This window comes from Pseudomonas sp. P9_31 (assembly GCF_034008235.1).
GTDB lineage: Bacteria > Pseudomonadota > Gammaproteobacteria > Pseudomonadales > Pseudomonadaceae > Aquipseudomonas.
Genome location: NZ_CP125375.1, coordinates 6,097,150 through 6,117,029, shown reverse-complemented (window position 1 = coordinate 6,117,029; position 19,880 = coordinate 6,097,150). Strand labels below are relative to the sequence as shown.

The window sequence follows — 19,880 nt, the reverse complement described above, 5'->3', positions numbered from 1 at the left end:
ATGTTCAACTCAGCTAACGAAACGCACTTCAGCCTCACAGTCGAAGACTATGCCGGCGACCTGCAAGTGCTGTCGTTCACCGGCACCGAAGGCATCAGCCAGCCGTATCGCTTCGACCTGGAACTGGTCAGCGAAAACCCGGATCTGGACCTGGAAAAACTCCTGCACAAACAGGCGTTCCTCGCATTCGACCCGAAGGGGTCTGGCATCCACGGCCAAATCTACCGCGTCGCCCAAGGCGATGCCGGCAAGCGCCTGACCCGCTACAAAATCTCCCTGGTGCCGCACCTGCAATACCTGCATCACCGCACCAACCAGCGCATCTACCAGCAGATGCCGGCGCCGAAAATCATCGCGCTGATCCTCGAAGAACACGGCATCAAAGGCAACGCCTACAAATTCCAGTTGAGCCAGCCGTGCCCGGACCGCGACTACTGCGTGCAATACGACGAAACCGACCTGCACTTCGTCCAGCGCCTGTGTGAGGAGGAAGGCATTCACTACCACTTCCAGCACACCTCCAAAGGTCATTTACTGGTATTCGGTGACGATCAAACGGTGTTCCCGAAACTCGGCCAGCCCACCGCTTATGTGCAAGGCAGCGGCATGGTCGCCGACGAACCCGTGATCAAAGGCTTCAAACTGCGCCTGGAAACCCGCACCGGCCGCGTCACCCGCCGCGACTACGACTTCGAAAAACCGCGCCTGCAACTTGAAGCCGGCTATAAACCCGACGGCAAACCCGACGGCGAAAGCACCGAACCGGACCTGGAAGACTACGACTACCCCGGCCGCTTCCTCGACCGCGCCCGTGGCAAATTCCTCAGCCAACGCGCCCTCGAACGCCACCGCGCCGACTACCAGCAAGCCGAAGGCCACGGCGACCAGACCACCCTCGTCAGCGGCCACTTCCTGGAAATGTCCGACCACCCGCGCACCGAGTGGAACGACCTCTGGCTGCTCACCGAAGTCGTCCACGAAGGCAAACAGCCGCAAGTGCTCGAAGAGGCGGTGACCAGCGACACCACCGACAACAAAGACGACTTCCACCAGGGCTACCGCAACCGCTTCCTCGCCACCCCTTGGAACGTGTTCTACCGCCCGGCCCTGGAACACCCGAAACCCCGCGTGCTCGGCAGCCAGACCGCTATGGTCACCGGGCCCAAAGGCGAAGAGATTCACTGCGACCAGTACGGCCGCATCAAAGTGCAATTCCACTGGGACCGCGAAGGGTTGGCGGATGACAAAACCAGCTGCTGGATGCGTGTTTCTTCGAGCTGGGCTGGGGATCGGTATGGCGCTATCGCCATTCCTCGTATCGGTATGGAAGTGCTCGTCACCTTTCTTGAAGGCGACCCCGACCAACCGCTGGTGACTGGGTGCCTGTACCACAAGGAAAATCAGGTTCCCTACGAACTGCCGGCGAACAAAACCCGCACCGTGTTCAAAACCCTCAGCTCACCGGGGGGCGGTGGGTTTAATGAACTGCGGATTGAAGACAAGAAAGGGGCGGAGCAGATCTTTATTCATGCCCAGCGGGATTGGGATGAAAACATTGAGCACGATCAGAAGATTCGGGTTGGTAACGAACGTCACGACACGGTGGTGAAGAACACCTACACCGAGCTGAAGGCTGAAGAACATCGGACCACGATTGCTGATCGCAAGAGTGAAGTGCGGATGGATGATCACCTGACGATTGGGCAGAACCAGCATGTGAAGCTGGGGACTGCGCAGCTGACCAGCGCTGGGAAAGAGATTCATCTTAAGGCTGGGGACAAGATTGTTATCGAAGCTGGGATGGAGCTCACGGTTAAGGCCGGAGGGAGTTTTATCAAACTCGATGCGGGTGGGGTTACCGTGGTTGGGCCGGTGGTGAAGATTAATGCCGGTGGGTCGGCGGGGAGTGGGACCGGGATTGGGATTAAGCCACCGGTGCTGCCGGGGGCTGCGGATAAGGATAAGGCGGGGAGTTTGATGGATCAGGCGTTGGGGAATGCGGTGCCTGAGAAGGTTAAGCCAACTGTTGATTATCCTTTCTCGCTTTGAGCGGACGGACAAGCGTTAATATGAACAAGGAATTTTTTGAATGATCATTAGCCCTCCCTTTATTCCTGCTCCGGTGGCGGGGGAGTCCGACGAGGCTTTTTTGGCGCGCGCCATGGTTGGCGGTATTCCTGGCGATGGCGGTTATCCGTTGAGCTTTGATCTTAACTGGCATGGAGGTATTCACCTGATTGCTCCGCAGGACGGCCAAAGTGCTTTGCCCGTTCGCGCTATTTCTGATGGGACGTTAGCGTACTTTCGTAATCCAACGCCTGAGAGCAATGATCCGAATCACCCGCTGCTATATCGTGATAAATGGACTGATGACGGTTGTGTTGTTATTAAACATGAGACGGAGATAGGTGAAGGTGCGAAAGCGAAAGTTGTTTTTTATTCAATTTATATGCATCTCTCGAAAATTAACTTGGCTAGTCCGCAAAAGGGTAAAGTGATCTATCGTAAAGACTCTATTGGAGACGCAGGAAGTATTTATGGTGAAAAAGGAAGGATTCATTTTGAAGTGATCGCTGATCAAAGTCAGATCGCGAATCTTACTGGTAGAGATATACGAGATTTAAACTATCAGACTGCGAGCGGAAGAGTCGATAGTTGTTGGGGGGATATGTATTTTTTCATACCGCCGGAAGTTAGAATTTATCAAAGTGCTCCGAATGATCGTGTTAGTTCGCAGAATGGTTCTTCCATAATTTATCAATGCCCGGCAATGTCCGCCGGTCCTGCGCCGATTCAAGAGGGTGGCTCGCCCTCATCTTCTCCATCTTCAACTCCTTTGGTTGATGGTTATGATTGGGCCGTGGCTTTAGAGCTTCAAGATGGCTTTTTTGTCCGTATGAGTTATGCAAAAGGACAGTGCCGATTGACTTCTTTTACACGCTCCGGCGTGGAGATAGGAGTGCAAGAGGAAGAGATTGATTATGAATATAATCTTTATAAGAAATCCAAGACGTTATACCCACAGTCTCCTAGTGCTGGGTACGAGCTTTTGCGGTTCGGTAGAGTTTTAGGCAATGATCAACTTCAACCTTCCGAAGCGGCTCACTGGAGGGCAATAAAATTCCCCGGAAAGGCTGGAGAGACAAGTAAAGTAGGCTGGGTGGATTTCAATCATCTGACAGTTACCAAGTTTAGTGATGCGGACTTTCCTCATTGGATGGGATGGCGACTTATTGACGATGATACTGACTCTGATAGTCATTGCCAGTCACCCTTCATTCGAGGCCTATTGAATCTAGATGCAGCCAAGGTAGTATCTGACTCAACCGACGCGGTAAGCATAGCTTCATCTCCTGCGTATGCAGCACTTTCTACAGAAGAGCAACTAAAGTTGTCGGAAAGATATGTCGCCGAGCGAGATATAAATAAAATTAAGTTGCAAAAACCTGACGTTCAAGAAAAGATAAATAATCTAATCTGTAAATTTCCAAGTGAATGGAGCAAGAACGATTTCGATGTTCGCTACGGCTGGTTGCTGAAAGTATGTGACGATGGCCCAATGCCACAGGACAAATATCAAAAGCTAAAAGCCCATCAGCAAGCGTTAGGTTTTTGGGAGGAAGCAGGTATTCCGAGCATTGAAAACAAGCATTGGCATTTTCCACCCAAAGCTTTTATTTCATTTTTTCGAAAGTGCTCATGGCTTAGTTTAGATGAGATTGCATACACGGTCCCAAAATACCATTTTTATGATCATACGGGTAGTACATGGGCTGTACACATAGGAGGCGAAAACAGCCCATATCAAATTTCACACGCTCGGGCTAAGACCCGCTTGAGCAACTATTACTTAGAGCTAAATAGAACGGCTATGAGGTACAACATCACAAGTACTCTAAGGCAATCCCACTTTCTTGCTCAGACGATGTTGGAGACAGATCGCTGGCAAGTAGTTCATGAGTACGGCTCTGGGCATCCAAATCCTCATATTCCGAAGGCTCAGTATTACACTGTCTTTTTTGGTCGCGGTATCATGCAGCTAACATGGGCTGGGAACTATGAGTCGTACGGGGAGTTTAGGACGTTACGATCTCTTCCCGCACCAGGAAATAATCATTATCACGATGATAGGATTACAGCTACGTCTACCCATTATTGGGAAGATCCTGTTCATACGCAGAATGGGCAAGCTGTTGTCACTGGTATTCCGAAGCGCTGGTCGCCACGTTACGATCCTTATCTCGTAGAGAGTGTGCCTTACAATGCGTGCGATAGCGGTGGATTCTATTGGGTGTCAAGAGTCGTTAAAATCGCTGGCGGTCTTATAAATATCAATCGCACCTGTGATAAAGGAATCACTCCTGAAATTGTAGGTGCTGTTTCTGTTTCGGTTAACGGCGGTGGCAATGGTTATCACGAAAGGCAGGCTTATGCGAAATACATATATCGTTACTTGAGCGATTCGCTTGAAGCTACAGTCTCGGAAACTTTTACAACTCCGCGACAGACCGTAATAATGAACTATTCAATGAGTAAGCCATCGTGAAAAATATATTGCTTTTTTTGTTGTTGAGTTTTGCAGGTAGTGGTTATGCCAATGCCGGTGAAAAACTTGCAATAGTTACTGAACTTCCGAGTGTGGTGCTGGGCGCTATATCGGAAAAAAATAGCTCGGTCGTCGAGAAAATAAGGGTTGAAAGCGGGGGTGCCTTGAAATGGGGGAGTGAGTATTTGGTTTTCATCTCTCCAAAAAGCGACGAGAAAATTTGCTCGGTATATAAATATTCTAATGACACTTTGTTTTCGCTATTCGATGGAGTTCCCTGTGAGTTCAAAGGTGCGGCAGAGATAAATGAGTCAAGAAATACCTCCATGCCTGATGTTTTGTATAAGATTGAGTTATACCTTCCTAATCGCGGCGCAATGGCGGATGAAATGATCGCTTTGTATTTTGATGAGCAAAAGACCACATATTGCCTCAGTCGTTCTTTGTCTGATTGGTATCAGAACAGTGATAAGAAATATCCGCCGGATTTAAGCGACGGGCAGTGTGGCTATGGGCCTGGTGAGTAATATTAAAAGCAAAGGAAAGCAAAGGGGGACGGATTTATTTGTTCGGCTCGACGGCTTTGAACTTGGCGTGGATCTTAAATAGATCTGTCCCGAATGGCACTTACTTAACAGCTAACCAGCTGAGATGACTACAAAAAAATGAAAAAAGACCGTCCTTGGTCTACGGTGATAGTTGCGAACACACACCACTTGAACAAGGACAGCCCGCGTGAATCGTAGACGTCAAATCGTCAGGCATCAACAGCAACGTATTCAACAGCCCGCCAAAAACGAAAGCAAAAGGGGACAGATTTATTTATGGGTCGGTTTATCTGTTATCTATCGATAAATGAATCCGTCCCTTTCTTGTGCTAAACGCCACGCCGCTTCTGCAAAAGCCTGATACCGACTATGTACTCGAGTACCGGTTTGTGCATGGGCAGTGTTGGGTGCTTGGAGATGTTATAGATTATTCGCTTCAGTCCTAGGAAATAGCCTCTCCAAATAAGAGATTGAAGAAATGAAATGGCTGAAACGGGGACAGACCACGATTCAATAATGATCTGAAAAACGTGGTCTGTCCCCGTTTTCCCAGGGCGTAGGGCCGCTATGGCGAGGGACTATCATAATACTGAAATTGGTGATGGCTACAAGTATCGGGGTCGTGGGCTTAGTCAGATAACCTGGAAAGCTAACTATGAAAAGTTTTCTGCAGCCTTGGGGATAGATTTTACAAATAATCCAGATTTGGCTTTAGAGTTAGAATATGCAACTAGAATTATGATTGGCGGAATGAAGGGCGGGGTATTCAAAGCAGGAGAGACACTTGCTGCGCATTTATCTCCTGGAAATAAAAATTATGTTACGGCTCGTCGAATCATTAATGGGACTGACAAGAAAAACGTAATTGCATTTTATGCCAAAAAATTTGAAAATCTTTTAGAGAGAATTAAAAATTGAAGATTTTAGTTTTGATTTTAGCCATTCTGGTTCCCGCCTTAAGTTACGCGAAGCCATTTTTTCCCAGTCATGATTCGTGCGCCGGTAAAGAAAAATCACAAGCTTGCAAAGTTGTACTCAATGAAGACGGTTTTTTAGTTGATGCTGTTACAGGTGAAAAGCTATCAAGAATCTCTGAGGATACGGGGATGATGAGCGCCAACTGGCTTTATATATATGGTGATAAATATGTTCTGGAACATTTGGACTTTTCATCCTCTAAGTCCCGTAGCTGGGTAGTATTCTCCTACAGTAAGCAGCAAGTTGTGGTCGATAGGATCTACAGTTTTTCTCAGGTCATTTCAGCGGCATCGGTAGCTGCTTGGTATGGATATGAATGCCGAGCCGGCGAAGGAAGTCTAATCAATGCAAAGGATCAAGCATTTAGTGAGTCGGCAGTAAGCGCATTTTGTGGAAAAGCTGCCAGAAATAGTCTGAAGCTAAGAAAAGAAACGCCTGATTCGTCCATGGGTGTAGATATCGCTGTAAATATCCCTGTTTATAGCGCAGGGGAAACAGCCGATTCAGCTACGTATTTGTTTTTCGACACGGATAAGCCCGATTTTTTTCAGATGGCTTGTTATTCGAACTGCAAGCTGAAGTCTGATGGCACGGCCATCACGTATGTCGGAAGAGTTTCCAAAAGTACCTGGTTTCTCGGCGACATAAAAAATACTTCATGTGCTAGTGAAGGGAGTTATAAATATAAGAGCTCCTCCGAGAAAATTGTTTTTGATGGATGTGTCGAAGCAGGAAGCATGAAATTGACTGAGTACGCAGCTGGTGGAAAAAGCCCGCGGGCTCAGTTTGTTGGTAAGGCAGATGGTGATGGCTATAAAGGCGAGTGGATATCAAAATCTGGTGATAATAAAAAATATAGCTTCTTCATGTTTCCTTTAACAGTTTATTGAATTGCAGATGAAAGGGGGTGGGGCAAGCTTTAACAGTTATGTGGAGGTTTGGCCTGTCTCGCAGCAAATTCGAAAAGAGCGAATTTATATATGAAGTACTTTTTTGTTCTTGCTTTGTTTGCTACTGCTGCTCGCGCTGCCCCTGTAGATGTCTGTTATCCCACGGAAGGGCCTAAGCATTTTTTATCGCAGTGGACCGAAGACTCACGCACAATCGATTTGCTTTCACGGGTTGAGGATGAGAAATTTTCAATTGAGGAAGGGAAAATCGTCTATAACGAAGACTTCAATGGTGATGGAGTGAAGGACTTTATTTTTCTTTCATATTCTAGCGCGGGTTCCAGTGGTGATTTTACTTACGGATTTTTTGTCCAGTGCCAAGGCTTTCTGAGGAATGTGGGAGGTGATTACTTTGCAGATGTAAAAGTTCTAGATAGCCATCCAGAGAATACTCCATATAAAGATATTCAGATCCATTCTTATAATAGAGATAAACAAGATCAAATTATGCACAGAGATGGAATGCCGCTGACTACTCCCCATCTTTGGCGCTTCAATTCAGAAACGAAGCTGTATGAAGGTGAGTCAAGATAAGTGGAGGTTGAAAGTGAAAAGTTGACGGATTTATTTATGATGATGCGGTCGCCAATAAATAAATCGGTCCCCTTTTCCTTCATAGGAAACTGTTATGAATATTAAAATTCTGCTCGTTTGTTTGTTTTTTTCTCGTTTCGCTTTAGCTGAAGAGCTGGACTGTCAAAATATAACCGTAAGTGCGCAAGTTGATGAATGTGTTAAATATGCCAAAGAGTCAGCTGACCTAAAGCTGAATTTGGCCTATAAAAAACTTATTGCTAGGGTTAAGTCACAATAAAAGTGAAATGGGAACAGACCACGTTTCAATAATGATCTGAAAAACGTGGTCTGTCCCCGTTTTTTTCTTAAAACATTAGAAATACAAGGGTGCGCCAAGCTTAATAGGTTTGGCATCTATGAGTTGGCTGACAGCAAAGCATATAAAAATGCGAAGTTTTCATTTGCTTGGGGGCTATGGAGCGATCCAGGAGGAGGTACTAGTGGGAAAGCTGCAGACCGAAATCAAGCGATAATAGGGTATAAGCGTTTTATTGAGCTATATAATTCAGACTCGTCTGTGAGTGGCAATACTACGCGGAAATACTACGCATCAAGCCGCACCGCTTCTGTCGCGAAACAGCACGCTGAAGCTCGAATAGTTGCTCTTGGAGGGTCGCTTTGATGAAGGTTTTGTTTGTTTTTATTCTTTTTTCCGTGTTTGGCGCCGTGCAGGCAGCCACCCAGTGTGAAGTCGATTTGAATGTCGATGGGATATGTGATCAATATTCTGTGTTTTCTTCCAATGAAGACGAGACTTTTTCAAATATTACGATCGGCATTGGTGGTAGTGATAAAAAAATAAAAGGTAGTTTTGAGCTCGGCGATGGTGGGCTTTCTAGTGGGTATATGCCAGGTGATTTTTCACTGCTGATTGACTATTACCCTCGCAATACCCTAATGACGAAATACGATTTCAGATGGGATCTGAATCTTAATGATTTTGTGCTATACAAAGTGTCGGGTTGGGAGGAGCCGGATCGGGATGAAAAATATTCTATTGGCGGCGAGAGTGTGCCAAGCGAGGATAGATTTCCTCGTGTATTTGATGTTCGTCGCATTGAGTGTTGCGTAAAGTTTTCTCAGTTTGTTGGCAATGGGCCGGTTGTCAAAAATATGAGTGAAGATAATAAGGTTGCAGAAATTAAGAAAGACTTCAAGTATGTAATGAAGAAGTTGCCCGAAGGGGAGAAAGGGGCGCTGTTTTTTCGGCCCGGTACAGGTGGGGAGAGAATAAGTATTCCGAAAGATTTGGTATATGAAATGACATTAATCGTTGAAGATGACAATGTTGGAGCGATCAATGATTATGCTTATTATCTATACCGTAATAAAGAGACCGCTTTGGCAGCAATGCTTTTGAAGAAAATTCACCAAAAGTACCCTGAAAGAGTGGTTGCTACACTGAATCTGGCAGATGCTTATTGGGGTTTAGGTATGAAGGGCGATGCTTGTCCGCTTTACAAAAATTATGTCAAAAAGATGAATGCGCTTGGTAAATCTTCACGTATACCTGCATCGGTAAAAAATAAGGATTATTGCATATCGCGCTAAAGATCGAAATTAGCATGCTGCCGAATAAAAGGAGACAGATTTGGGTGAAAATGGGGACAGACCACGTTTCAATAATGATCTGAAAAACCTGGTCTGTCCCCGTTTTTTTCAACCCAACAAGCAGGACGATGATTACAAAGCTATCGCAGCTTTTAACCAACGATCGAGTCACGGAAAACTCCTAATGCACCCTATTAAATCAATCCACACTCTGATCATTTGTTGCTTTCTCTTAGCTCAAGTTGCACAAGCAGAAACCAACACCGCCACACAACAATCAAGAACAGAGTGTTTGGGACGTTCTGTATTCGACATAAAATCAGAAATAACGTGGCACTTGCTTAATGATCAATGGACTTATACTGATGGCACCGATCTCACCACCTACTCACCGGACATAAGTTTGGCTGACAAACAGCTCAGTTACGGCAGTGACCCAACAAATGATGCGTACGGGCTAGTTACTATAGAAGTATCACCTAAAACCAAAATAGAAACCTTTAATGACTTGGTCGGCAGCCATCGCCCGGACATAACAGTGGCAAAAGAGCGAGTAGTAAAAAGCAAAATCGAGAAAATATCAGAAATAATGACAGGGGACTTGTCGCGCTCGGACCCCGTAAAATATAAATCACTGCAAAAACAACGATTCGAACTCCGCGAAAAATTAGCTAGAGTCAGAGAAATAAGCGCCGAACTCGTTGTGCTTCCAGACTTTATAAGTCAATTCAAAAGAGAAAATCGCCCCTACGAACATTTTGAAATTGAACTGGAAGCCTACAAAAAAGAATTCGACACCTACCCCACAGATGAACTCTACGCCGAACAGTCCGCCTTCGACTTCGGCATGCCAGACGCCTACGGCGCTCGCTATCCCGACAAACTCATCGTGCTCTTGTGGCGTGACGACCGAATCTATCGCTTCGCATTCGGCCAACAAAGCGACTATTCCGAACACAGAAGTTCGTTCGAAAAACTGCTTCCCACCGCCCGTGACCTGCTTGCGCGGTTCCGCACGCGTGCAGAATTTGAAATACCCAAAGAGCCCGGTTTCTGCCTGCCCTTCGGCTTCATCGCCGATGATGGCAAAGCCCACTACTCGATTACCATGGCTTGGCATCCCACCGACAACCCGAACTTGCTGTACAGCCTGAGTTTGAGCGATGACATCGGCAAAGCGTTTGATTTGCTACCGATATTGACCACGCCGATTATGGGCAACCCGTTCCCAAGCGCCGGCGTCATTCAAACTTTCGGTCCTTCGAAGGTGCAGATCGGTTCGCGCACAGGAATCATGGGCGGCAAGTATTACAAACCTACTGATCCCCAAGGCGACGAAACCGCCTCCACAGAGCGCTTCGTCATGACTGCAGGCACGGCCAATAAAGGCTGGGAGCCGAGCATGGTGTTGAAAGCCGAGAATTACGCTTCAACACAAGTCAGGTCCTTTGAGCAGAGCAAGGAAGACTTCCTCAACATCCTGAAAAGCTTCCGCCTGCAACCGGGCATGGACAGCCTGACTGGCAAGTAAAAGCAGAAACCGGGGGCGCAAATAGAGCAGATTTTTCCGTAAGGGAGACTTGGATAAATCTGCCGCCTCACCAACCCTACGCCACTAAAATTTGCAGCATTGGCGCACGTAAATCTAAACATGGACACACTAGATGCGCCTTCTCATCCTACCACTCATACTGACAATAGCCGTAGATGTCTGGGCAGATACGCATCCTGCAAACATTCAAAAAACGCCCCTATGGCGTACCGAGTGCCTCGGACGTACGCAATTCGAAGTGTCGGGCGACATTGAATGGCATGTCGCGGGGGGACACTGGAACTTTCCCAGCACCTGGTACGGGAATATGAATCCAGCATGAACATCTACGTCCGCTTTGCCATGTGCCTGGTTTTCCACGCCGCTGGATGCCTCGCCTACGTGTTCGTGCATGACGCGGTCGTCGCCTTCAAGGCGTTCAACGGCGGGCTCACCATCCGTGGGATAGCGATCGGCATGGCTCAAGACACGTTCCTTTATATTTTTTTCTCGGTGAACCTGATGATCGTGCTGATCCCGAAGCTATGGGCAAAGCTGTGCATTCTGGCGGCGATGGTCGGTTTCATTCTGCTCACCATGCTGGTGGATAACTCGCTGCGGGTCCTGTTCTACGCCATCGTCCAGGGCAGCATCACGTTGCTGGCGATTCTGGCGACGCAAGTCATTGAATCGCGTTGTGCACAGAGAGCGTCCATAACGGCTGAACCTATTGAGATATCTGCTAAATGAAGATCAGGCATAAGTACTCCATAAGCTTGGCTGTCTTGTTGATCGCTATTGCAATCATTGTGGTTGAGGTTTTAGAGCGTGCGCCAGACTATTCGAAGAAAAGTCCGTCTGGGCAATATCTTATCGAGTCTGTTCCTGCAAGCTCGCTGTTGACCCCGCGAGACTTTGTCTATCTGCGATTCACCGATTTAAACAACCCCAGTCAGGTTTACCGTACACCTCTTTTTTCCGAGTTGGAGTTGGATATGCGCGCCGATGAAGATGAAAAAACAGTGGGTGTTGTATTTATAGACTTTGATAAGTCGAGCAAGGTATTTACGTTGTGGCTTTCCAGCCCGAAAAAGCACTGGTTGAATTTTTTTATCAGCAATACGCCTTACAGGGTTCTGGAAAATTGATGCTGGGTTCAGTGACCGGGATGCTCAACATGCTGCCACAGTATCCCGTTCGCGGCATGGCGTATTGCGCGCTGGCGGTTTGTACGACTCAGATGGTCTACTTCAACGATATATACCTGGTTAACACCTGTGGGGTACCGCTGGAGGTTGAACCGCACCACTACACCAACTGGTTACCGCCGATAGCGCCGCGTCTTGTTGCACCCGGTGAGCAGGTCAGTGTGGCCAGTTACAAATCCTTTGGCGAAGACGTCGACCAACAAGTCAGCTGCCGTTATTCGCTCACAGTGAAAGGGGCTCAACGCACTCGTCTATCAAGCGCGAGCGCGAGCGCGACGGCAGTCGACGCAGCTGGACCCTTAAAGATGGAGTTTTTTGCCCATGACTGATGTATCGGATGAGATGCGTATGTACCTGATGTTTGTGGCTGACAGTGATCTGTTCGGCAGCCTCGCGATCTTGAGTTTGTTTCTGATCGTCACGGCACTCAGCCGGCGACTGCGTCATTCAAGGCTGCACCGCGCTCTGTCGTTCATGATCCTGGCTTCACTGGTCGTGATGGAGTTCGCGGGCACGTGTTACTCCTCGGTGAGCCCCGCATGAACATGCGGGCCCGCATTTTTTGCTGCGTGTTGATCCACAGTCTTTTCTGTGTGGGATATGTGTTTTTGAATGATTTCGTGGCCCATTTGTACGGCGCGCTCAATGGCGGTTTGACCTCTCGAGGCGTGAATATCCGCCTGACCAGCAAATTCCTCTTTGAGCTGTTTATCGCGATCAACCTGGTGCTGGCCCTGATCCCGTTTTTCAAGGTGAAGCTGGCGCTGTGGGCTGTTTGGGTGTCGCTGATTCCGTTGTGGTTGCTGCCGGATCACCCGCTGCGGGCACTGTTCTACGGTCTTGCCCAAGGGACGTTCACGTTGGTCGCGATACTCGCTTGCGCTGGGCTGGACCTCTGGTACACGCGCAAGGTCGCCGCTGGAAAAACCTCGGGGCTGGCGCAAGAGCTGAAGGACATTGCTGAGCATTTTCCTCTGTGCCTGCCCACACTCGACGAAGGCTATCCGTGGGTACGGAGCCTGGATTCGGTCGGTCTCGGTGCTTATCAGATGGCCTTCATGCCGTGCTCCGACAGCCTGGCCCGATTGCATCGCCTCATTGAAAGCCAGGGGTTCGTCACCGAAGTGGCGCGCATTGAGCGTTTTGTCACGCTGAAGAACGCCCAGGGCGCTGTTTTGTCATTTCGTGAACAGGAAGAGTTCGATGGGCGGGTGGTGATTCTGGTCACCAGCAGCGCAGCGCTGGTGCAAGCGGTTCGCGACCTGCAAATCACGCCGCCCGCGCCGTGGGTGGTGTTCCCCGATTTCAACCCGGAAGGGCTGGGCAACATGCAGGGCAGCCTGCAATGGTGGTGGGACACCTACTTTCAGCCGTTCTGGGAGTCGCTCGATGCGCCTGCAAAACAGGCTTTTCTTCAGCCGCGTAACGCCCCACAGGCGTGGCTCGACTACTTGCAGTTTTATGAGGAACTGAGCAGCGTGCAAAAAAAGAGGCCGACATAAATCTCAATGACAGCTACAAGGCACCATACGTCTATCAGCATCAATCTCAGCCTGAAGAAGAGAAGGTGTTCGATGTCACTAAGTAAATTCGTCCTCATCCTCCTATTCACTGGGGTTGCTCATGCAGGTTCGTTAGAAGTGTGCGGCGCATTTATACCAGAAATACCTGGGTTTGAACTGATGGTGAAGACTGAAAATAACACTTGTTATGGGGAGCTTACCTCTATCGTAGAGTTAAGTCCGTCAGTTCTTGTTGAGGAAAATATTTTTATTATCAGGCCAATTTCGTTTCGAGATGCTCTCAAGGGATCTGAACGCTTTAACAAAAAGGGTGACTATATTTATAGTTACTCGGTAGATGGAGCTATTGAGCAGGTTTCTGAGAAAGGAACGGTGAATTTTCAACGTTTAGTTGCGTTTGGTACAGCGGAGCTGCGAGTTACCATGTCTCCGTATGCTCTTTGGGATTCAGAAGCAAATATTAACAAGGCACAGGAAAAATTTTCGATCTTAACCTCTGGCTTACAATTTAATTGTTTTTACGGTCTCGTCGGTGTAGGGGACTCGACAGCAACGTTGTCTGCGTGCGTTCCTAAATCCGCTAATAAAATGGACCCTACCATTGACGATATAAAGACGGCATTTGAGAAAATAAAGCCTTTGCGGGAATAAATCTGTCCCCTTTTTGCCCTTTTTTGTACTAAAACTAGAAGTCATTCAAATTACGGTTTAATAGTAGAAGGAGATGAGTGTGGGGTTCAGTATTTTTTATTTTTTTGGGTTGCTGGTTTTTGCGGCTTCCTCTTTAGCGGGTGCCCAGGATTTGGTTTGTGATTCTGATAGTGACGTGTGCACAGTTTTAGTTGCCGAGAACTATTGTAGGTTAGGCGAGACGGCAAAAACTAAGTGGGATATACGTACTGGGGAATATATTTTAAGTTGTGAGTGCAATTGCACTTCACAGGAGAATACGTTCTGGCTTGTTTCTGGCGCCAATAAGGCGTCTGTGAGAAAAATTGAAACCGGTAAGATAGTAAGCACTATCGACTTGAAAAAAAATAAGGATGGGGTGCCAGATGTTTTTGGTTTGGTTCCTTATTGCACGACTCTGCATACGGATTCAGATAAGCTAGTTAGTTTGCAAAAAATTCCAAGCGCGAGTAGTACCCTGCATCCTTATTGTTACGAGGTTGATGCATCGGTTTTATCAGCGTTTTGTTCAACGTCGGAATGCAAAAGCAAGAAGGAACTGGTTGCAAAAGTCACCAACTCTATAAAGGCTGAAACTCTAATTGAGTTTAAAAATGCTACTGCGAGGCTTTACAAGGACAAAGTGCGCTTCCAGGATTTTCCTAAACGGGTGTTCGTGGAGAAGTACATTGCTGAGTATGCGTATTCAGTGATCAATCAGCAATCGTACAATGATATCGCATACTATTGGCAACAGGCTGACTTTAATGAGGACGCAATTTGGTTGCTTGAGAAGGTGATATCGAATAGTCCTGATCGTACAGTTGCCTATCTGAATATAGCCGATGCGTACTGGTCGAAAGGGGATAGGCAGATGGCATCTGCCAACTATAAGAAGTATGCCGATCTGATGGTGTCATCAGGTAAGCAGAAAAAGATTCCTGAGCGTGTGAACGAACGAAGTAAATTATAAGTGAAAGGCTGCGCGAAAAAAGAGCAAAAAGGGGCGGATTTATTTATGAGACTTATCGGTTGGTTGCCCTCTGTTGGCATTAGTAAATAGAATCGTCCCCTTTTTGGTCAAAAGTATTTTTGAGGTATACCAAAATGATTCGACTGCTCATACTATCATTCTTTATCTACAGCGATGCAGTTTGGTCTGATCCAATAGAACATAAGCTTTTGTGTAAAGATGCTGGCGAGGATCCCGACTCAGCAGTTGGGGTGGTTCTCTCTTTCGAAGGGGGGATTTTTTCCCTGGAAAACCCAGATCGTAGGTGTAAGTCTGAGTATGTGTACAGAGAGGCTTTAGACGCACTTGGCGATTCAGTTATATTTTCTTATCCAGCCAGCGATGATATGGGGCTTAATGCTCAAGTAATGATTTTTGCTGTTTCAGCTAAGGGCGGTGAAGCTGGCTATATTGGATCTATTCCTGCTAGTGCCACTGAGTTGGAGGGAGGAAGTTACAAAAACGTTCAACAGTCTGGTGGCTCAATATACGAGAGTATTTATCGGATAAGCGGCGGTAAGGTTTTGACCTTGACGCCAAGCAAGGAGTTGATTGTTTCCGGTGAGCAATGTGTTTACAAGGAAAAAAATAGCAGCGCTTGTCAGCGGGTGCGAGGCAGCTTTAAACACCCTGTATGTATTTTTGACGATGGTGAGCGTAAAGTTCTTGCCGATGCAAGTGAATGCGCGGATATGAGCGAGAATCTATAGGGTTCATGTCGCACTTGGAGGAAGTTTATGATAGGGATGGTTGTTTGTTTTATTTTTTTGTTTATAGCCGGTGTGGCAAGCGCAAGCTCTAGTTGCGAGACTGATCTGAACGGAGATGGAATATGTGATCCATATGATGTAAGTACCCTCGAGGAAGATAACACGGTTTCGCGGGTTACTATCAATGTTGGGGGGGGCGACAAATCGGTTTCGGGAGATTTTGAGTTAGGAAACGGTGGGTTGTCTGCCGGCTATCTTCCAAGTGATTTCTCGTTGCTACTTGATTTTTATACGCGAAATACCAATCTTACAGAATATAGTTTTCGATGGGATTCCGCACGGCTGGATTGGGTGCTCTATAAGACGTCGTCTTGGGTTGAGCCAAGTAGGGGCGAACAGTATTCTCTAGGCGGTGAGAAGGTTCCAATTGAGGCTTTGTTTCCACAGCAGTTTGAGGTCCAGCGTGTAGCATGTTGCACACTGTATTCTCAGTTTTCCGGTGGTGGTCCAGATTTTAAACTATTGAATGTCGATGAAAAACTGGCAGAGATCAGGAGAGATTTTACATATATTCTTGAAAATCTCCCTCAAGGTGAGACGGGTAAGTTGTTTTATGCCGTTGATGAGGTAGGAAATAAAGTCAGGAGGAATATTCCTCAAGAGTTTGTGTATGAAATGACTTTGATTCTCTCGGATGATAACGTCGGCGCGCTAAATGATTATGCGTACTATTTGTCTCGTAGCCAGAATAATGTTTTGGCTGCCCTGCTTTTGAAAGAAATTCATAAGAAATATCCAGATAGATTAGTTGCGACGCTGAATTTAGCAGATGCGTATTGGGATATAGGTATGAGATCTGCTGCGTGCCCGCTTTATAAAGAATATATCGATAAGATGACGAAAAGGGGGAAGAAGGGGCGTATTCCTGAGTTGGCAAAGTCCCGAGTTGGTTGCGGCTGATAAATGAAAAACGGGGGAAGGTGGCGAAGTTATTTGTCAGGCCTGACGGCTGTTAGCCTCGGCGAGATTGGTAAATAAATTTGTCCAATTTTCTGCATTTTTCTAAAAAAATGATGGTGTCTCTATAATTATGAAAAAAACACTTTTTTCCTTGTTGGCTTTATTTCCGTTCTCCGCTTACAGCGAAGTCACCACCGAGACATTGTGCTTTGAACTCTCACAGTCCAGTCCGGTAAAGTTTGAGTTTCGAACCTTCTACGACTCAGTCAGTAAATGGTCGGGTGGTTTCGTTAAGTACGCCAAGTCAAACGTCCCCATTTCCATTGTATTGACGAGTTCCCAGGACGAAATACTCGACCCACAGGCGCCTTGGCAGCACACCACGACATGGGCTGAAGTCGCGGATGGGAAAGTCACGGGAACCTATGAGTGGGTGACTCAAGGGGCGCAGGTTGTTACGATGTCGTACATGAAGAAGTCCAACGGCAAGGCGTACAGCTTCATGCTTAACACCAGCATCGACTCTTCTTTGGAAAATGGGTGTAAGTGGGAATAGGATGATCACATGCGCTTCAACAAATTAGCCTTATCGCTGCTCGGGTCACTGTGGACGATCCCGGTGTTTGCTGAAGTAACGACGTTCAGCCCAACCGATAACGTCGAAGCGACGCTCGTGCTGGACGGTCCCACGCTAACGGTCGCTGTTAAACGCGATGCTCGTAGCGAATCCCGAACAATCGATTTTCAATCAGAAAACGAACTACATGTGAAGATCGACGATTTCAATTTCGACGGTGCGAAGGACTTCGCTGTCTGGCAGATCGACGATGGTATGGGCACTTACGATTTTCACAGGGTTTTTGTTTATCAACCCACAACAGGAACCTTCCAGAAGCTACAACCCGATTGCGGCGATGGTTTCGTTAATCTCCGTATTGAGAGTAAACGAAGAGCGCTGATCAGTACTTACTGGGAAATGAACGTGCCGAAGCAGTGCGTAACCCGGTTTCCGAAGCGCAGAACCTGAATAAAGCAAGACCAAGTGTTTGCTCTCATTGTTTGTTTAAGCAGGTTGTTATGATACGTAAATTTTGTTTTTTATTATTGGTGTTTATGCTCTGTAGGGTCGCCGTGGCTCAGGATGATAGCCTCTATCTGCGGGGGGTGGTAATAAATGGTCCCTATAAAACAACTGTCGTCGAAAATGCGGAATTGTCGGTTTTGGAAACGGGAGATACAGAGTATCCCGTGTCTTTAGTCCTCGACGTGAAAAACAGCGATGGAGTATCGGCTAGACAGTTAGTTGATAAATATGATGTTGCTGGTTCGCCACCTAAGGTCGAGTCGATATTTTTTTATCCGGTTCAGGATGTAAAGAATGTCTTTGTTTTGGTTTCTTGGGAAATTAATAGTAGAGGCATTGGTACCTACGGTACCCTGTATCAAGTTTATGCCTATGCGCGACATAGCAATGGTAAGTTGATCCCCAATCAATTGATTCAGGCTAATAGGTACTTAAGCGGGATTGACGGCTTTAGTGACGGTGTGCCACAGACGTTTGCTTATAAGAATGCCGCCTCAATAAAGGCTTACGTGAAAAAACACCTGAATACGCCATAACCCCCTCTTAAGGGGGGGGTGAAAAAAACAGCAAGGATGATTTGTACAGAGGTTATCGGTGAACGCAATCGCCGGATAGTTCATGAACAGCCCGGCGTTTTGAAGGAAATGTCCGAGGGTGTCGAAGTAAATGTAGGCAGATGATTGAGCGTTTTTAAACACGGCGCCTGAGCCGGTTAAACCGAAGGTTTTTTGAGTGATCGACATGGATTGTATTTTTAAAAAAGGATGCGGCTTCGGGGCGGCTCTGAGGGGCGCTGTTGTGCTGAGTCTGTTCCTGGGGGGCGCGGATGCATTCGCTGAAGATCAACCTTGCCCGTTCGATGTGCCTCAAACAGAACTGAAGGTCGCAAGCTGTATTCAGGAAGGGGGCGTGAACATACTCAAGCTTGTGTCGCGTAACCAACCCGACTACGCCAACAACTTCGACAGTCTCCCCACCGTCATTGTCTCCGGGAAAAACCTGCAGGACATTTTGACGGTCGTCGGAATCGACAATGCACAGCGCTACAACACGCTGATCGAACTGCCTGATGCTGAATCAATCATGGAGTTTTCGGACGCTACGGCGACAGCCAAAGCGTCGATGCAGCAGCAAGGCTGGAAGCTGCTGGACATGAAAAACGTCATTTATCCTGGGCCGGGCGGTGTTGAAGGGTTCGGATTAATCTGCAACACACTTCAAGCAGAAACAGCACAGGGCTTTGTCGTTGTTTCTCAGTGCAACACTTTTTATGAAAGTGAGAGATCAAACCTGAGAAAAATCCTTTCCAGGATCACCTGCGAACTCCCAAAAAGTGAAGCATTCCCAGCGCTCAGCACAAACTCGGGCTCTATCGTTTTCAACTACGCCAAACTGCCTGAATCCCAAGACCCCGACGACGTCGCCATCGATGTCGATTTCGCAAATTGCGCCGACGGTACAAAAAAGAACATCGGCGGGCTGCCATTTTTGGCGGCCACCGGGCGAGTGCAAGCGGCTTTCCTTGCTCAGGCCAAACCCGATGCCGCACCGATGCTTTTCATCATTCATGCGGTCGGAATCAGAGCCTATACGGGCGTTAATTATTTGGGCGACTACTACACCGTTCACGCGTATTCCCCTACGGCGACGGGTTACGTCAGAGATGAGCGGCTGTCGAGCTATTTTGGGAACGGCGGCGATATTGCCCGCGATCCCGAGTCGGAGGAGTTGATCTACACGTTCCCCTATAAAACCGCTGATGACATCGCCGCCAAACTCAACTCCTCCGCCTATAAACGCTGGGCAGCGGGGGACAGGGTGACGCTCACGATTAACAAAAAGACCTCGATTCACAGTTCGCCCGTTTTGGCGGAAATGACGAAAATGTATTTGATCAAGGACGACTCGGTGTTGCAGGAAGGCGTTGAGGCTGGGTGGCTGAAAGTCATGTTTAAAACCCCCAAAGGAAAGGAGATTCGGGGCTGGGTTCAATGCAGGGATGCCGATGGTTGCTAGCCGATTGTCCGTTCGAAA

22 protein-coding genes are annotated in these 19,880 nt (G+C 47.4%); all 22 read left to right on the top strand.

Annotated elements, in window-relative coordinates:
- The 22 genes from QMK51_RS27635 (at window position 1) to QMK51_RS27530 (ending at window position 19,862) form a co-directional block, all read left to right on the top strand.
- Window positions 1–2,049 (top strand): type VI secretion system tip protein VgrG, encoded by a 2,049-nt coding sequence (locus tag QMK51_RS27635; RefSeq protein WP_320392653.1) that lies wholly within the window; start codon window positions 1–3, stop codon window positions 2,047–2,049.
- A 40-nt stretch (window positions 2,050–2,089) separates the two neighbouring features.
- Window positions 2,090–4,546, top strand: a complete 2,457-nt coding sequence (locus QMK51_RS27630; protein WP_320392652.1) for a M23 family metallopeptidase — start codon at window positions 2,090–2,092, stop codon at window positions 4,544–4,546.
- Window positions 4,543–5,073, top strand: coding sequence for a hypothetical protein (locus tag QMK51_RS27625; protein WP_320392651.1), 531 nt, complete (start codon window positions 4,543–4,545; stop codon window positions 5,071–5,073). The genes QMK51_RS27630 and QMK51_RS27625 overlap by 4 nt, the downstream gene beginning before the upstream one ends.
- Before the next feature lie 588 nt (window positions 5,074–5,661).
- Entirely contained in the window at window positions 5,662–6,012 is a 351-nt protein-coding gene (locus QMK51_RS27620; RefSeq protein ID WP_320392650.1) for a glycoside hydrolase family 19 protein, read from the top strand.
- Entirely contained in the window at window positions 6,009–6,962 is a 954-nt protein-coding gene (locus QMK51_RS27615; protein ID WP_320392649.1) for a hypothetical protein, read from the top strand. Before QMK51_RS27620 ends, QMK51_RS27615 begins: the two co-directional genes overlap by 4 nt.
- 90 nt (window positions 6,963–7,052) lie before the next feature.
- A complete protein-coding gene (locus QMK51_RS27610; protein ID WP_320392648.1) occupies window positions 7,053–7,556 on the top strand; it encodes a hypothetical protein in 504 nt (167 codons plus the stop codon).
- A gap of 94 nt (window positions 7,557–7,650) precedes the next feature.
- Entirely contained in the window at window positions 7,651–7,836 is a 186-nt protein-coding gene (locus QMK51_RS27605) for a hypothetical protein (protein WP_320392647.1), read from the top strand.
- Window positions 7,837–8,219: 383 nt separating this feature from the next.
- A complete protein-coding gene (locus QMK51_RS27600; RefSeq protein WP_320392646.1) occupies window positions 8,220–9,149 on the top strand; it encodes a hypothetical protein in 930 nt (309 codons plus the stop codon).
- Between the two features lie 40 nt (window positions 9,150–9,189).
- Window positions 9,190–10,680 carry a T6SS immunity protein Tli4 family protein gene (locus QMK51_RS27595; RefSeq protein WP_320392645.1) on the top strand — a complete coding sequence of 497 codons (1,491 nt, stop codon included), beginning with the start codon at window positions 9,190–9,192 and terminating at the stop codon, window positions 10,678–10,680.
- Window positions 10,681–11,019: 339 nt separating this feature from the next.
- The gene (locus QMK51_RS27590; RefSeq protein WP_320392644.1) at window positions 11,020–11,430 is read left to right on the top strand and encodes a hypothetical protein; all 411 of its coding nucleotides are present in this window, start codon (window positions 11,020–11,022) and stop codon (window positions 11,428–11,430) included.
- Window positions 11,427–11,828, top strand: coding sequence for a hypothetical protein (locus QMK51_RS27585; RefSeq protein ID WP_320392643.1), 402 nt, complete (start codon window positions 11,427–11,429; stop codon window positions 11,826–11,828). The genes QMK51_RS27590 and QMK51_RS27585 overlap by 4 nt, the downstream gene beginning before the upstream one ends.
- Window positions 11,753–12,217 carry a hypothetical protein gene (locus tag QMK51_RS27580; RefSeq protein ID WP_320392642.1) on the top strand — a complete coding sequence of 155 codons (465 nt, stop codon included), beginning with the start codon at window positions 11,753–11,755 and terminating at the stop codon, window positions 12,215–12,217. Before QMK51_RS27585 ends, QMK51_RS27580 begins: the two co-directional genes overlap by 76 nt.
- Window positions 12,210–12,431 (top strand): hypothetical protein, encoded by a 222-nt coding sequence (locus QMK51_RS27575; protein ID WP_320392641.1) that lies wholly within the window; start codon window positions 12,210–12,212, stop codon window positions 12,429–12,431. The genes QMK51_RS27580 and QMK51_RS27575 overlap by 8 nt, the downstream gene beginning before the upstream one ends.
- A 65-nt stretch (window positions 12,432–12,496) precedes the next feature.
- Window positions 12,497–13,390: a hypothetical protein gene (locus QMK51_RS27570; protein ID WP_320392640.1), complete on the top strand. Its 894-nt coding sequence runs from the start codon at window positions 12,497–12,499 to the stop codon at window positions 13,388–13,390.
- Window positions 13,391–13,462: 72 nt separating this feature from the next.
- Window positions 13,463–14,062, top strand: coding sequence for a hypothetical protein (locus QMK51_RS27565; protein ID WP_320392639.1), 600 nt, complete (start codon window positions 13,463–13,465; stop codon window positions 14,060–14,062).
- Between the two features lie 79 nt (window positions 14,063–14,141).
- Entirely contained in the window at window positions 14,142–15,053 is a 912-nt protein-coding gene (locus QMK51_RS27560; RefSeq protein ID WP_320392638.1) for a hypothetical protein, read from the top strand.
- A 134-nt stretch (window positions 15,054–15,187) separates the two neighbouring features.
- Complete coding sequence (locus tag QMK51_RS27555; protein ID WP_320392637.1) at window positions 15,188–15,802, top strand: hypothetical protein; 615 nt, start codon at window positions 15,188–15,190, stop codon at window positions 15,800–15,802.
- 27 nt (window positions 15,803–15,829) lie between these two features.
- Complete coding sequence (locus QMK51_RS27550; protein ID WP_320392636.1) at window positions 15,830–16,762, top strand: hypothetical protein; 933 nt, start codon at window positions 15,830–15,832, stop codon at window positions 16,760–16,762.
- A gap of 130 nt (window positions 16,763–16,892) precedes the next feature.
- Window positions 16,893–17,318 carry a hypothetical protein gene (locus QMK51_RS27545; RefSeq protein WP_320392635.1) on the top strand — a complete coding sequence of 142 codons (426 nt, stop codon included), beginning with the start codon at window positions 16,893–16,895 and terminating at the stop codon, window positions 17,316–17,318.
- Window positions 17,319–17,327: 9 nt separating this feature from the next.
- Window positions 17,328–17,789, top strand: a complete 462-nt coding sequence (locus QMK51_RS27540; RefSeq protein WP_320392634.1) for an XAC2610-related protein — start codon at window positions 17,328–17,330, stop codon at window positions 17,787–17,789.
- A complete protein-coding gene (locus tag QMK51_RS27535) occupies window positions 17,756–18,382 on the top strand; it encodes a hypothetical protein (RefSeq protein WP_320392633.1) in 627 nt (208 codons plus the stop codon). Before QMK51_RS27540 ends, QMK51_RS27535 begins: the two co-directional genes overlap by 34 nt.
- Window positions 18,383–18,587: 205 nt before the next feature.
- A complete protein-coding gene (locus QMK51_RS27530) occupies window positions 18,588–19,862 on the top strand; it encodes a hypothetical protein (protein ID WP_320394572.1) in 1,275 nt (424 codons plus the stop codon).
- The last annotated feature ends 18 nt before the right edge of the window (window positions 19,863–19,880 follow it).

Coding starts and splice junctions, on each gene's coding strand:
- QMK51_RS27590 (WP_320392644.1), top strand. CDS start 11,020: ATGAACATCTACGTCCGCTTTGCCATGTGCCTGGTTTTCCACGCCGCT.
- QMK51_RS27635 (WP_320392653.1), top strand. CDS start 1: ATGTTCAACTCAGCTAACGAAACGCACTTCAGCCTCACAGTCGAAGAC.
- QMK51_RS27540 (WP_320392634.1), top strand. CDS start 17,328: ATGCGCTTCAACAAATTAGCCTTATCGCTGCTCGGGTCACTGTGGACG.
- QMK51_RS27550 (WP_320392636.1), top strand. CDS start 15,830: ATGATAGGGATGGTTGTTTGTTTTATTTTTTTGTTTATAGCCGGTGTG.
- QMK51_RS27600 (WP_320392646.1), top strand. CDS start 8,220: ATGAAGGTTTTGTTTGTTTTTATTCTTTTTTCCGTGTTTGGCGCCGTG.
- QMK51_RS27605 (WP_320392647.1), top strand. CDS start 7,651: ATGAATATTAAAATTCTGCTCGTTTGTTTGTTTTTTTCTCGTTTCGCT.
- QMK51_RS27585 (WP_320392643.1), top strand. CDS start 11,427: ATGAAGATCAGGCATAAGTACTCCATAAGCTTGGCTGTCTTGTTGATC.
- QMK51_RS27545 (WP_320392635.1), top strand. CDS start 16,893: ATGAAAAAAACACTTTTTTCCTTGTTGGCTTTATTTCCGTTCTCCGCT.
- QMK51_RS27555 (WP_320392637.1), top strand. CDS start 15,188: ATGATTCGACTGCTCATACTATCATTCTTTATCTACAGCGATGCAGTT.
- QMK51_RS27620 (WP_320392650.1), top strand. CDS start 5,662: ATGGCGAGGGACTATCATAATACTGAAATTGGTGATGGCTACAAGTAT.
- QMK51_RS27530 (WP_320394572.1), top strand. CDS start 18,588: ATGGATTGTATTTTTAAAAAAGGATGCGGCTTCGGGGCGGCTCTGAGG.
- QMK51_RS27610 (WP_320392648.1), top strand. CDS start 7,053: ATGAAGTACTTTTTTGTTCTTGCTTTGTTTGCTACTGCTGCTCGCGCT.
- QMK51_RS27630 (WP_320392652.1), top strand. CDS start 2,090: ATGATCATTAGCCCTCCCTTTATTCCTGCTCCGGTGGCGGGGGAGTCC.
- QMK51_RS27575 (WP_320392641.1), top strand. CDS start 12,210: ATGACTGATGTATCGGATGAGATGCGTATGTACCTGATGTTTGTGGCT.
- QMK51_RS27565 (WP_320392639.1), top strand. CDS start 13,463: ATGTCACTAAGTAAATTCGTCCTCATCCTCCTATTCACTGGGGTTGCT.